Annotated in this window: 10 protein-coding genes; 6 read left to right on the top strand and 4 right to left on the bottom strand. The window is 36.6% G+C overall.

Annotated features, from left to right (window positions below):
- Window positions 1-6 precede the first annotated feature (6 nt).
- The 4 genes from AB9L17_RS02415 (at window position 7) to AB9L17_RS02400 (ending at window position 3,254) form a co-directional block, all read left to right on the top strand.
- A complete protein-coding gene (locus AB9L17_RS02415) occupies window positions 7-192 on the top strand; it encodes an SE1832 family protein (protein ID WP_049667890.1) in 186 nt (61 codons plus the stop codon).
- Window positions 193-298: 106 nt separating this feature from the next.
- Complete coding sequence (locus AB9L17_RS02410) at window positions 299-1,864, top strand: ABC-F family ATP-binding cassette domain-containing protein (protein WP_223554487.1); 1,566 nt, start codon at window positions 299-301, stop codon at window positions 1,862-1,864.
- Between the two features lie 524 nt (window positions 1,865-2,388).
- The gene (gene spx, locus AB9L17_RS02405; protein ID WP_068985182.1) at window positions 2,389-2,793 is read left to right on the top strand and encodes a transcriptional regulator Spx; all 405 of its coding nucleotides are present in this window, start codon (window positions 2,389-2,391) and stop codon (window positions 2,791-2,793) included.
- A gap of 23 nt (window positions 2,794-2,816) precedes the next feature.
- Window positions 2,817-3,254 (top strand): MarR family winged helix-turn-helix transcriptional regulator, encoded by a 438-nt coding sequence (locus AB9L17_RS02400; RefSeq protein ID WP_068985181.1) that lies wholly within the window; start codon window positions 2,817-2,819, stop codon window positions 3,252-3,254.
- Between the two features lie 131 nt (window positions 3,255-3,385).
- On the opposite strand, the gene AB9L17_RS02395 is transcribed toward AB9L17_RS02400, so the two are convergent.
- A complete protein-coding gene (locus AB9L17_RS02395; protein WP_223554489.1) occupies window positions 3,386-4,768 on the bottom strand; it encodes an amidohydrolase in 1,383 nt (460 codons plus the stop codon).
- 2 nt (window positions 4,769-4,770) lie between these two features.
- Complete coding sequence (locus AB9L17_RS02390) at window positions 4,771-5,997, bottom strand: MFS transporter (RefSeq protein ID WP_375200001.1); 1,227 nt, start codon at window positions 5,995-5,997, stop codon at window positions 4,771-4,773.
- A gap of 132 nt (window positions 5,998-6,129) precedes the next feature.
- On the opposite strand from AB9L17_RS02390, the gene AB9L17_RS02385 reads away from it, so the two are divergent.
- On the top strand, window positions 6,130-8,073 hold the full coding sequence (locus AB9L17_RS02385) for a helix-turn-helix domain-containing protein (protein WP_375200000.1): 1,944 nt from the start codon (window positions 6,130-6,132) through the stop codon (window positions 8,071-8,073).
- A 198-nt stretch (window positions 8,074-8,271) separates the two neighbouring features.
- Here the strand turns inward: AB9L17_RS02385 and AB9L17_RS02380 are convergent, their stop codons facing one another.
- On the bottom strand, window positions 8,272-8,820 hold the full coding sequence (locus AB9L17_RS02380) for an RNA polymerase sigma factor (protein ID WP_068985177.1): 549 nt from the start codon (window positions 8,818-8,820) through the stop codon (window positions 8,272-8,274).
- 493 nt (window positions 8,821-9,313) lie between these two features.
- On the opposite strand from AB9L17_RS02380, the gene AB9L17_RS02375 reads away from it, so the two are divergent.
- A protein-coding gene (locus tag AB9L17_RS02375; protein ID WP_375199824.1) for an IS3 family transposase occupies window positions 9,314-10,875 on the top strand; the annotation gives its coding sequence in 2 pieces (ribosomal slippage) (window positions 9,314-9,971 and window positions 9,971-10,875; 1,563 coding nt in all).
- 68 nt (window positions 10,876-10,943) lie between these two features.
- Here the strand turns inward: AB9L17_RS02375 and AB9L17_RS02370 are convergent.
- Complete coding sequence (locus AB9L17_RS02370) at window positions 10,944-13,652, bottom strand: Cna B-type domain-containing protein (RefSeq protein ID WP_375199999.1); 2,709 nt, start codon at window positions 13,650-13,652, stop codon at window positions 10,944-10,946.
- Window positions 13,653-13,883: the final 231 nt, after the last annotated feature.

The raw sequence follows: 13,883 nt of genomic DNA, 5'->3' as shown, positions 1-13,883 counted from the left end.
ATTATCATGCCATCAAAAAGTGATATTGAATATCAAATTAGAGAGCTAAAAATGGATTATATGAATTTACAAGGCGACATCGAAAAACTTGAATCTACAGGTCATAATGATCAAGTGGCAAAGGCAGAACAACGCCTTGCAAATATGGAAGCAACGCTAGCGGAGTTAAATAAACAATTAGCAGAACTATAATAATGAAAAAGCCTAGCGAAATAAAAACACTTCACAAACAGTTGTCTCTTTAGAAAGACGGCTACTATTTCACATAAATGTATGAATTGAATTTGGAGGAACATATATGGCAGTATTAACAGTTGAAAATTTAGGTCATTCATTCGGTGACCGCACACTTTTTAAAGATGTATCCTTTCGTTTAGTTGAAGGTGATCATATTGGTCTTGTAGGTGCAAACGGTGTTGGTAAGTCCACATTAATGAGCATTATTACAGGCCAAGCAATCCACGATACTGGGAAGGTTGAATGGCTTCCAGGAACACATTACGGCTATTTAGATCAGCATACTGTATTAACAGCTGGCCGAACGATGCGAGATGCATTACGTGATGCCTTTCTTCCTTTATATAAAAAAGAAGAAGAACTCAATGAAATTACTGGTAAAATGGCTGAAGCAACACCTGAAGAATTAGAAGTTTTACTAGATCAAATGGCCGAGGTGCAGGATGCTCTGGATGCAGGGGATTTCTATTCTCTTGATATGAAAATTGAAGAGGTTGCACGAGGTCTTGGTCTTGATGCAATCGGCTTGGAACGTGATGTCGCTGCTCTTTCTGGTGGTCAACGTACAAAGGTTTTACTAGCAAAACTATTACTTGAAAAACCAAAAGTACTATTACTCGATGAGCCAACGAACTATCTGGATGAAGAGCATATTACATGGTTGAAAAACTATTTAAAGAACTATCCACATGCTTTCTTATTAATTTCGCATGATACGGAGTTTATGAATGAAACGGTGGACGTTATTTTCCAACTAGAGTTTTCAAAATTAACTCGCTATACAGCAACATATGAAAAGTTTTTAGAGCTTGCTGAAATCAATAAACGTCAGCATATTGATGCCTATGAAAAACAACAGGAATTCATAAAAAAACAAGAGGATTTTATCGCGAAAAATAAAGCTCGCTACTCTACTACTGGTCGTGCAAAATCTCGCGCCAAGCAGCTTGACCGTTTAGAGCGTATCGATCGTCCTGAAACAGCTGTAAAACCTGAATTTGGCTTTAAAGAGGCACGTTCTTCAAGCCGTTATGTAGTAGAGGCTGAAAACTTAGTCATTGGATATGATAAGGACAAGCCGTTACTTCCACCACTTACTTTTGAGATTGAACGTGGGGAAAAGATTGCTCTAGTCGGTATGAATGGTGTCGGTAAATCAACATTATTAAAAACGATGCTAGGCAAAATAAACCCACTGGATGGAAAAGTTATTCGTGGGGACTACCTTTACCCATCTTACTTCGAACAAGAAGTAAAGGCAGACAAAATTACACCAATCGATGATGTATGGAATGCCTTCCCTTCTATGGAGCAAGCACAAGTACGTGCAGCATTAGCACGTGCGGGACTAAAAACGGAGCATATTACTCGCCCACTTAATTCTTTATCTGGTGGTGAGCAAGCAAAGGTTCGTTTATGTAAGTTAATGATGGAAGAGGCAAACTGGCTCATATTTGACGAACCAACAAATCACTTAGATGTCGATGCAAAAGATGAGCTAAAGCGTGCCATGAAAGAATTTAAAGGCACAATCGTGTTAGTAAGCCATGAACCTGATTTCTATGAAGGTTTAGCAACAAAAGTTTGGAATGTCCAAGACTGGTTTACTTCTGGGCAACAAAGCTAGGAATATTATTAATGTGGGCAGTTACCGATGTGATTCTTGGATCACTCGGTACTGCCCTCTTTTTAGTAGCTGGAAATTGAGCGTGGGGATCGTGGGACCTGAGCGGTTCTCCAAGCTTCCCGAGCTTTTGAAAACCACTTCTCTCCTTAGCCTCAAATAAAAAAATTTTTATCTATGCATAAAACCCAACATTTAATCATAATAATAATCAGTGGATTAACAAATATATCTACCGCTATTAAATCAAACTATTTCTCCCTATTTTAGGACAACTCTCAAATTCTTTAAGCATCTATTATTAATATTGAGTAAACTTACATCATTGTAAGCTGAATTTACGGAACTTTTTGCTCTTTTGAACGTATATTTTAGTATAAAAAAAAACATTATTTCTATTTAATTTTTTTTTCAAATAGCTATTGATTTATATATAACTTACTAGTAAGATATATGTATAACCTACTTAACTTACTAATAAGATATCTATAAAATATAATCCTAAAAAAGAAAGCGGGGAATGAAGAATGACAGTTATTATTTATTCACAAGCGAGCTGTTCTTCATCCAGAAAAGCATTAAAATGGTTAAAAGATCACAACATCGAATATAAAGAAAAACGTATTACTTCACACCCACTTACACTTGCAGAATTTAAAGAAATATTAAGCATGACAGAAGATGGAACAGATGAAATTATTGCGACAAACTCAAACGATTTTAAAAATTTAAATGTTGATATTGATCAGCTCTCTATTCAAGAATTGTTTGCAATCATCCAGGCTCATCCGAGAATGCTACGCAGCCCTATCTTAATTGATGAAAAACGTATTCAAGTTGGGTACAATGAGATGGACATTCGTCGTTTTATTCCACGTAAAGTTCGTGCTTTTGAATTAAATGCGATGACAAGATTGGCACAAGAAAGTTAAAACAGTTTTGGAGATGACCTTATATGGATCAAGAAAAACAAATAACCCTTACCTCGTTGTTTGAAGTAGTTTCTTCTATTGAGCGTAAGTGGGCAAACGAGTGGAATAATCAAAATGTACTCGGCTTTTCAAAATCCCATATTTTAATTTTAGACTACTTATCGCAGGAGGGACCAAAACGCCCTTCTGCCATTGCTGATCGGTTAAAGGTTACAACAGGTGGCGTCACTGTTTTAACAAGTAAGCTCATTAATGCTGGCTTTATTGAAAAAACACAACATGCCACAGATCGAAGAGCATTTCAATTGATCATTACACCTGATGGCAAAGACATTTTGGAAAAATCCCGTCAACAAGTTAGCGAAATTCTCAACAATATGTTTGGTATGCTCTCAGCTGAGGAAATACAAACATTACGTGAGATTTTTGCAAAATTACTTAACAATGAATCTACTCGGTAAGAGTAACACCTTTAAAAGTTAGACATACATCTAACTTTTAAAGGTGTTTTTCATTTGGCCAAATTATGGGTGACTACCCTCCACCCCAACTATTTCTAGACGCTTAGTTTTAAACCAGAATTTGCTTTTACTTATTCCGGAATACCACATTCATACTGTTTCCCAGCTCTTAAATTCATAAATTCTTCTTTCGCTTTTTGAATAACAGCAGGATTTAGTAAGGAATCAAGCGCAGCTCCTGCCATTGCTTTTGCAGCATAATGCATCCCCTTCATGCCAATTGAAGATCCAAAAGCAGCAGTCGCTTGCCAAGTATGCACTTGGACCCCATGAGGAGCACATGTTGTAAATACCTGACCAAGGGGCGCAATCCACGAAACGTCCCCTAAATCGCTAGAACCTTGCATGGATTGGCGAAACGTTTGTGGAAAATGAAATACCTGCTCCACCAATACCTCTTTACTTATTTCATTTGGTACAAAAGATTGTTGGGCAACACCTGCAAGAACAGAAGGATCTAATGAAGCCTGTAACGACTTTGCAAAAGCAAGCTCATCCTCTGTAAAAGATAATGGCTGTAGTTCGTTCCACTGTGCCAACATTTGCTCATTTAAAGTGAGATTTGGTAAAGTATCATAACACCCTGCCTTAATCCCCCAATGCACTTCTGTTTCTGTCATCATCGCTGCCCCTTTTGCCACCTTAATGAGTCTGCGCTCTAAATCTTTAACAGCATCACGATTTGCTCCGCGTAGGAAATAATAGACACTTGCTTTATCTGGAACAATATTCGGTGCTAAGCCTCCATTTGTAATTTGATAATGAATACGAGAACCGTCTGGCACGTGCTCCCGTAAATAATTGGCTCCGACATTCGTCAATTCAACAGCATCAAGTGCACTTCTCCCTAGATGTGGTGCACCAGCAGCATGTGCCGTCCTACCTGAAAAATAAAATTCAATGGCAGTGAGTGCTTGCATAGAGAAATTCGCTGTCATGTTAAACGTGAATGGATGCCACGTATAGACTACATCTAAATCATCAAAAACACCTGCCCGTGCCATATACGATTTTCCTGATAACAATTCCTCTGCTGGGCATCCGTAATAGCGAATCGTTCCTTGTAAATTGTTAAGCTTCATCACTTCTTTTAAGGCAACTACAACTTCTACTCCAGCCGTTCCTAATAAATTGTGACCACAGCCATGCCCTGGTGCCCCTTCCTCCACAGGCGAATATAATGAACTGACTTGCTGCGATAATCCTGGAAGCGCATCAAACTCTCCTAAAATTCCAATAATTGGACTACCTGATCCCCACTGTGCATAAAAGGCTGTTTCTACATCACCAATCGGAGTAACAATATCAAATCCTTCTTTTCTCAAAAAATCTTGTTGCAGTACAGAAGCAAATGTTTCTTCATAGCCTAGCTGAGGATTGTCCCAAATTTGCTTTGCCATATGACTGAAAGTTTCTTCATGTTGTTGCATCCAATCAAATAAATGCCGTTTCATAGTTAGTATCCCTCCACAGATTTTATTTTTGTTTGTTGCTGATGATTAACTGGTAAAGTAACAGCAATTACAGCAGCAATTACACACATAATGGCTAAAAATATAAATGATGTTTTAAAAGAACCACCTGATACATTAATTAAATAACCCATAATTATTGGCGAAATAATGCCGGCTGCTTGACCACCAAAATTTACTACGCCAAAAGCTGTCCCAACATTTTGTTGATTGACGACACGATGTGGTGTTGTAAATATAAACGAGGACATAAAAGATACGAATATAAAGGCGATTGATTGATACGTAATAGCTAGTGCTGCAGAAGCAGCTGTAGACATGAGATACAAACAAACAGCTAGCACAACCGCTCCGAAAATCACGCCATATTTCGAGCGCCCTCCTATCTTTGAGATGATACGCCCACTTATAATCATTCCAATAGCTGCGAAAATGGCTGGTATAGCGGCGATGAATCCGACATTTTTTAAATCAAGACCATGCACTTTCATTAAATACGTTGGCATCCATGAGCTCAATCCCCAGTTTGCTATATTAATAAAGAAGAAAATAAGAAGTACACGCATTAAATAAGTATTTTTTAATACTTTGCTAAAAGAGCCCTTCTCTTCGCTCTCCTTTCGCTCCTCTGATATAGATGTTTGTGCATTTTTCGTACTCCACAAAAGAGCGATTACAAAAAGAAGTCCTAAACCAGAAATTAAGAAAAATACATTGCGCCAATCCATTACCAATAATAGAGGTGCACAAATAATAGGAGCGATAGCACTACCTATCATATTGGATGACATCATTGTCGCTTGAGCCTTTGTACGTTGTTCTTTCTGAAAATATATAGAGATTGCTTTTGTACTTGCAGCAGGATATCCGCCTTCTCCAATACCAAATAAAAACCGAATTAAGAGTAGTGAAGTGAGTGACCAAGCCAATCCCGTAAATGCAGTGAAAACTGACCAAAAAATAACGGCACCAATTAATAATTTAATCGCTCCGTACTTATCCGTTAGCCATCCACCAGGAATTTGCATTACAGCATATCCAAAGAAGAACGCACTTAAAACAAATCCTAGTTCAGTGGCTGTTAAGGTTAGGTCATTACCAATATTAATTAAAGCTAAGCTGATAGCAGTTCTGTCAATATATGAAACCATCCATCCAAAGAATAAAACGCCTAAAATTAAATTACTGCGGTTTTTTAGTTCGACATTCATAACTCCACTCCTTTCATTAAATTATCTAAATATTAAGATAAATAAAGGACGATATCATTAGAATATCTTACAATGTTTATAAAAGATCATTAGAATATATTCCGAAATTTAGTGAAAGGAGTCGAAATAACGATGTCTCTAGGGGAACATGAAGAAATTGTATTGAACGATGAAAATTGTAGCTTTTATATTTATAGCGCAACAAAGGAATGGTCTTTATTTTATGGTCGACCTTGTGATATTAACCCCAATCTAAAAGGAGTACATTGGGATAAACAACAGCAACGCTTTAGTGCAACGATATACATACCAGAGCCAAATGAGTACATTGTACAAGGTATCATCTTTGGGGACTTTACTGGTTATGATGAGCAATTTTTAGTTTTGCAGCTAGAAAAGACCTTTTATCAGAAAATTCTCATACAGCAGCGTGAGCAGAAATTAGCCATTATGCAGCTTATAGGAGTAATGAATTCAACTTTGAAAATAAAAACGCTGTTGCAGACCATCATGGATTTTTCCATTCTAGCTATTCCAGTAATTGATCGTGGATTTTTAATGTTATTCAACCCTGAAATGGAGCGTTTATATACAGTAGCAAGTGCGGGTGTGACAGAGCGCATCTTTGATTACGCTCCCCAATTAGGCGAGGGAATGGCAGGTTATACATTCCACACAGGCGTATCAGCCATTTACAACTATCAAGAAACATTAGAGATTATGAGCAATGTTACAAAATTCAATCTAGACGCATTAATGGAAGCTGTACATTTAGGAAGAATCGAGAATAATACATCGATGGCTGTTCCTATTACCTTTCACGAAAGAAAACTCGGTGTGATGATTGTTCATCAATATACAAATAAACGTGCTTTTCAACAAAGTGATCTAAGACTTCTAGAAAGCTTCGCATCGCAGGCGGCCGTTGCTATAAGAAATGCGGAGGCATATGAAGAAATAGAACGGTTAAATGCTTATTTTATAAAGCAACATGAAATTCACCAAATCTTTATTAAACTATCTTTGCAAAATGTACAAGAAATGAAAATCATTCAAACGACGAAGGAATTATTACAATTAGACATACAATTTGTAAATTTAGCCGATCGTAAAACATTTTTACAGTTAGAAAAAATGAACAAGCTAGCAACAATTCAAGAGGAACAATTAATGGATATAGGCTATATTTTCCCAATCCGAAATGAAAGAGAAATTTTCGGTTACTTAATTATTCAGCAGTTGGAGAAATTGACGAGCCAACAACGTATGATTATTGAAAACGCCGCGATGAGCTTAACTTTAAAATCACTACAAATACAAGCGACAGGACAAACGAATTTTAAAGAACGTTTCGAGCTTTTTCAACAGCTTATCTCTGGACGTGCCCCTCTAGTTGATTCTCGTTATGATGAATTAGGACTCGATATTAAGAAACCAACATTCGTCGTAAAATTTGGACTGAAACAATTTTCTCATAAAAATAGTATGCAATTTATTCAACATGTACAGCAATATTTTAAAGGGCAGCATTTTATATTTACACTACGCGAAACAATCGTTTGGGTATTACAAGGAGATACGGCATTTCGTCACAAAATAAAACAACAATTAACGCAGGCTATTATTAGTTGGGTTCAGTTTTATCATCAACAGGTGGCAATAGGCATAGGAGCTATACAGGATCATTTGTTAAATGTTGCTCAGAGCGCCGAAGAAAGTCAGCAAGCACTTCAACAAGCTACGCGCCAAGCAAACAAAGAAGACGAGGTAACCATTATTTGTTATGAAGAGCTAGGTATTAATCGATTATTCAACAAGCAAAGCGAAGAAGAGCTTGGACAATTCGTTCATGATATATTAGCTCCGTTATACAAGCAAAAGGATGAAACTTTACTTAAAACACTTCGTTGTTATATTCATCAAAATCGTTCTATTTCAAAAACGGCTTCTACCTTACACATTCATCAAAATACGCTATACCACCGACTTGAGAAAATTAAACAATTGTTAAATCGTGATTTACACAATCCAGCACATTATTTAGAGATTCATTTAGCCCTGCATTTAAGTGAGTGAAAGTTTGAGGTTCCACCGGCGATGTTCGGTGGTTTATCAGCGATTTCGGCACTTTTATCAGCGATGTACCCCGTTTTACTGGTAATAAAATTCAAAAAAAGATGCATTGCAACATAATTTTGCAATGCATCTTTTATCGGATTGGTCGAACATATACTTCCGTCTAAGTAATTAGTTTAGTGCGACCAATGCATGTTATCATGCTGGTAGCACAGACTCTACAATTGAAACATCAGCCATAAGCATTTCTTTCAAACGAGCTTTAGCACGGAATAAACGAGATTTCACAGTACCAATTGAAACTTTCATAATAGAAGAGATTTCAGCAAGTGAGTATTGGTCTATGTAAAAATACCATAATGTTTTACGATAGATCCCATCTAATTGCTCCATTTTATCCTGTACTAATTTAGTAACAACATCTTTTTCAATTTTTTCTTCAGTCGAAATATCATTATTGGGAACCAAATCTAAAATCGGTACGTCTAATGTTTCAGGTTGGTTCATCATGTATTTACTACGTCGTACTTTTTTACGATAGCGATCTCTAAATGTATTCATTGTAATTGTTGTTAGCCAAGCTTTAATATGCTCCACCTCGGCAACGCTATCCTCATAGCGCACAACTTTTACCCATACTTCTTGCATTAAATCTTCAGCTTCAATATTATTGCGAGTAAGTTTTAAACATAAATGATATATATAACGATTGTATTCCTCATATACGCCTTCTAATTTTTCATTCATTGTGTATTCCTCCGCTTCTTGTTCTTGCTTCTATACACATTCTCGCAAAATAATGTATTACACTCTATCGTATTGGCTTTCAATTACATTACAATCGTGTAAGCTTAAATCCTTTCACTTGTAATATTCGTAAAAATTGTTTTACTACTATATTACTTTTTCAAAGAAAAGCTACTCAGCACGCCTCCTCTGCTACTTTTTTATTGTATTCCCAATAGTATTTACTTAAATTACCTAACTAAAAATTCAGATATTTATGGAAATAAATGAAGGATTATCGTTTGATTCCTCCCATCATTTAAATCGGGTTGCTCTGATGATGCTGCCCTAAATCCGCTCACTAGTGTCCGTTCATATTAAACTGGTGGTCCCGAAACAGTATTCACAAATAAGAACTTTTTCGACATAACAAACCCCCTGTTCGTTTGATATGCTCCCCTTTAGGTAGACAGATTAAAAAATAAAAATCTGTTTATCTAGGGGGCATTTTTTTATGGCTCGAAGTAACCACTCAAAAGATGAAAAATTAGCGGTTCTAAGACTTCTTCACAAAGGACAAAAGACAATTTCAGAATTAGCTACTATATTTCAGGTTTCTTATAAAACCATTGAAGAATGGAACTACAAATATGAAATAGATGGAGAAATTGGCCTTGAAGAGTCCACTTCTTGGAATTCTTACTCGAAAGAGCTAAAGTTAGCAGCTGTACAAGACTATTTATCTGGACAATATTCTTTAAAAGAAGTTACAAGAAAATACAAGATTTCTGACAAATCCGTTTTGAGAAATTGGATTCAAAAGTATAATAGTCATAGAGAATTAAAGGATACCGGTAAAGGAATGACAAACTCTATGACTAATAAAAGAACAACGACGTTAGAAGAAAGAATACAGATTGTAAATTACTGTCTAGAACATCAGAAAAACTATCAGCTCGCTGCAGAAACCTATGAAGTGTCTTATCAACAGGTGTATCAATGGGTCAAAAAATTCGAAGTAAATGGTGAAGAGGCTCTGCAGGATAAACGTGGTCGCAAGAAAGAAGAACAGGAATTAACAGCTGAAGAAAAATTTAAGCTAGAAATGAAACGTTTAGAACGTGAAAATGAACGATTACGCGCAGAAAATGCCTTTTTAAAAAAGTTGGAAGAACTCGAAAGGAGGAATCGTTAACAAGCGTTCGTTTACAAAATAAATATAGAGCGATTCAAGAGTTACATGCGAAAGAAAATCTGCCAGTAATCCTTTTATGTGATATTGCCGGTTTATCTCGTGCTGCCTATTATAAATGGCTACAACGTACACCAACAGATAGAGAGCTAGAGAATAAAGCGATTCTTCAGGATATCCAAGCTATTTTTCGACAAGTCGAAGGAATTTATGGATATCGAAGAATGACTTTAAATATCAATCGTAAATACAATAAAAAGTTCAATCACAAACGTATTTATCGATTAATGCAAATCAGTGGTTTACAATCCGTGATTCGCCGAAAAAGAAAGCGATATGTTTCTTCACCTGCACAACATGTCGCTGAAAATCGATTAAATCGTGAATTTACTGCAAGCAAACCCAACGAAAAATGGGTAACAGATGTGACGGAGTTCAAATTAGGAAATGGAAAGAAAGCTTATTTAAGCGCTATTCTAGATCTTTACGATGGCTCTATTATCAGTTATGTATTGGGGCATTCAAATAATAATGAATTGGTATTTAAGACGTTTGATTTAGCAATGCTTACTTTAAAAGATGGAGAACAACCGTTACTTCATAGTGATCGTGGCTATCAGTACACATCACATGGATTTAAAAGAAGAATAGATGGAGCAGAGATGATTCATAGCATGTCCCGTGTAGGCAAATGTATAGATAACGGACCAATGGAATCATTTTGGGGAACATTGAAATGTGAAAAGTATTATTTACATAAGTACCAAACATTTGAAGCGTTACAACAAGCGATTGAGGATTATATCCAGTTTTACAATAACGATAGATACCAAGAACGATTAAACGGCTTAAGCCCATTAGAATATAGGGCTAAAGCCGCTTAAAAGCTTTTTATTATTTCCACTGTCTACTTGACAGGGAGCAGTTCAGTTCAAAACAGGGGGTTTATATTTTAAATTTCTTTTCTGCTACGTCGTAATAACAAGCATGCTAAAGCTACTAAGATTAAACCAAGTACTTGATATAAAGTTGTGTTACTTTCCCCTGTTTGAGGTAAGCGTTCAGCTTTATTTGGAGTTTGTTGCTCCTCTTGGTCAACTTTTTGATTTTGAACAACATTGTTGACATGCTCTTCTACTGATGGCTTTTCTACTTCCTTAGCCGTATTTCCTGAGTCTTTCGGTTTTTTACTCTGTTCCACCGATTGTTCTGGTTTCTCTGGAGTTATTTGTTCCTCTTCTACCTTACCTGCATCTTCAGAGTCTTTCGTTTTTTCACTTTGTTCCACAGGTTTTTCACTCGGCTCTACCGGTTTTTCACCCGGAGCCATCGGTTTTTCACTTGGCTCTACCACTTTTTCACTTGGGGCCACTGGTTTTTCACTCGGCTCCACTGGTTTTTCACTTGGAACTACTGGTTTTTCACTCGGATCCACCGGTTTTTCACTCGGATCCACCGGTTTTTCACTTGGAGCTACTGGTTTTTCACTCGGCTCCACTGGTTTTTCACTTGGAACTACTGGTTTTTCACTCGGCTCCACTGGTTTTTCACTTGGAACTACTGGTTTTTCACTCGGCTCCACTGGTTTTTCACTTGGAACTACTGGTTTTTCACTTGGAACTACTGGTTTTTCACTCGGCTCTACCGGTTTTTCACTTGGGTCCACTGGTTTTTCACTCGGCTCTACCGGTTTTTCACTTGGCTCTACTGGTTTTTCACTCGGCTCTACCGGTTTTTCACTTGGGTCCACTGGTTTTTCACTTGGGTCCACTGGTTTTTCACTTGGTTCCACTGGTTTTTCACTTGGGTCCACTGGTTTTTCACTTGGGTCCACTGGTTTTTCACTTGGGTCCACTGGTTTTTCACTTGGTTCCACTGGTTTTTCACTTGGGTCCACTGGTTTTTCACTTGGGTCCACTGGTTTTTCACTTGGGTCCACTGGTTTTTCACTTGGATCCACTGGTTTTTCACTTGGATCCACCGGTTTTTCACTTGGATCCACCGGTTTTTCACTTGGATCCACCGGTTTTTCACTTGGATCCACCGGTTTTTCACTTGGATCCACCGGTTTTTCACTTGGATCCACCGGTTTTTCACTTGGATCCACCGGTTTTTCACTTGGATCCACCGGTTTTTCACTTGGATCCACTGGTTTTTCTATTTTTGTATTTAAAATATCATAACCATTAACTTTAGACTCATATCCCTCTACAGATTGCTCTTTTACAGCATATTGGATTTCTTTACCTTCTACTGTGTATTGGTCTAATTGATCGAATTGATATTTCCAACCATTGTCTGCTGTTACGGTTTTTGTAACAATAACCTCTCCATCTTTGAGTAAATCTACTTTGATTTCTGAAGGGCGATCTTGTTCACGATCGTTGCTCCAAGTTTTCGTTCCCTCAATCGAAGTTTTTTTCAAACTATTAGAAATCGGTAATTCAATACCTTTTGCAGCATCCTCGTCTATTGTAAATGGAATTTTCTTACTCGCGTCAAATGTTACATATTCAGGAGCTGATACTTCTTGTACATAGTACTCACCAGCTTTCAAGTTTGGTACTTCTACAATTCCTTTGTCATTGGTTGTAAAATCGCCAATTTGTTGACCACCTGATGTGAAAACTTTAAATTGAACACCTGGAATGACTTGTTCTTTATGATCATCTATATATTTCAGTATTCTTAATGTACCTTTAGCTGGTAAGTCTCCTACAGCCCCACCATTAGCTGAAATGTTTTTTACTTGAGCCTCTTTTTGCTCGTGTACTGGCTGTTGATTGTTAACTTTGTAATTCAAATCATATCCATTCTTCAAATATTCTTCATTTATTCCTTGAGCTGTAATAGTTGTTTTATAACCTACAGTGAACGAAGAACCACTTGCATACCCACGATAAATTACTACATTAAATGAATTATCACTCGTAATACTCACATATCCAAGCCCATTCCTATAAAACTCATCAGGTGTGAATTGACGATCACCTAAGTGACCACTTGTTTGGATATAGAAACTATCTTTCTGAATTTGTTGACCACCTTTTGAAGTATCTTGTAACACGATATCACTATCAAGATATTCCTTCTTTAAGTTGAAGTTTAGGAACCAACGAACTTCATCTGAATTATTTGGCTGAATATCTCCTGTTTTATAGAAGAAGATTCCTGGCGAAGAACCGCTACTAGCTGGATGCGTAATTTTTACAGCTTGCTTACTTAAACTTGTTCCAAAGTTCGTATTAATCGTTTTTGAACTTCCAGATTCTACGTTTGTTGCTTGGATAGTAAATTCAAAGAAACCTTTAATATTTTTACGTTCATCTACTTTACTATTGAACGTACACACAACTTGTTCGCCAGTCACATTACACGAACCGTAATCATCTAGTTTAATATTCACATTAAAACCTCTTAATTCAGGTGGTAATGTCATCGTAATTGTATCGCCTGATTTTAATTTCAGATTAGGCTTTTCACTAAAGGTTACACGGACTCCTGTTTGTTCTCCGTATGTTAAATCTGTTTTTGTAATTTGCGCACTATCAATAAGCATTGTATTGTTTAGTTCATCTGCTTTTCCTACATTGGGTACTATTGTTTGAAAAAGTACGACTACAAAACATAATAATAATGGAAATAATTTCTTGGCATGCATGTTTATAAACCTCCTGTTTGAATTTCAGAGTATCGTATGTAGATTCCCTATTATCGCTAAACTTTATATGATTCATATTATTTCAGTAAAAATTTCTTGCTTTGGATTTTAGTGAAAGGATAACTTTACAGACCTTTTTACTATCAATATAGAACCTAACAAAATCTCGTAGGTGAGTAAACTCTCAATAATATAAAGCAAAAAGCACCTAAAGTAATATAACATAAGACT

Origin of the sequence: Lysinibacillus sp. RS11, assembly GCF_042019215.1 — a bacterium.
In the GTDB taxonomy this organism is placed as follows: Bacteria; Bacillota; Bacilli; order Bacillales_A; family Planococcaceae; genus Lysinibacillus; species Lysinibacillus xylanilyticus_A.
This window is presented reverse-complemented; position numbering and strand designations above follow the sequence as displayed.

Bases quoted from the DNA above. Each gene is read 5' to 3' on its own strand.
- AB9L17_RS02380 (WP_068985177.1), bottom strand. From the start codon at position 8,820: ATGAATGAAAAATTAGAAGGCGTATATGAGGAATACAATCGTTATATA.
- AB9L17_RS02390 (WP_375200001.1), bottom strand. From the start codon at position 5,997: ATGAATGTCGAACTAAAAAACCGCAGTAATTTAATTTTAGGCGTTTTA.
- AB9L17_RS02400 (WP_068985181.1), top strand. From the start codon at position 2,817: ATGGATCAAGAAAAACAAATAACCCTTACCTCGTTGTTTGAAGTAGTT.
- spx (WP_068985182.1), top strand. From the start codon at position 2,389: ATGACAGTTATTATTTATTCACAAGCGAGCTGTTCTTCATCCAGAAAA.
- AB9L17_RS02370 (WP_375199999.1), bottom strand. From the start codon at position 13,652: ATGCATGCCAAGAAATTATTTCCATTATTATTATGTTTTGTAGTCGTA.
- AB9L17_RS02415 (WP_049667890.1), top strand. From the start codon at position 7: ATGCCATCAAAAAGTGATATTGAATATCAAATTAGAGAGCTAAAAATG.
- AB9L17_RS02410 (WP_223554487.1), top strand. From the start codon at position 299: ATGGCAGTATTAACAGTTGAAAATTTAGGTCATTCATTCGGTGACCGC.
- AB9L17_RS02385 (WP_375200000.1), top strand. From the start codon at position 6,130: ATGTCTCTAGGGGAACATGAAGAAATTGTATTGAACGATGAAAATTGT.
- AB9L17_RS02395 (WP_223554489.1), bottom strand. From the start codon at position 4,768: ATGAAACGGCATTTATTTGATTGGATGCAACAACATGAAGAAACTTTC.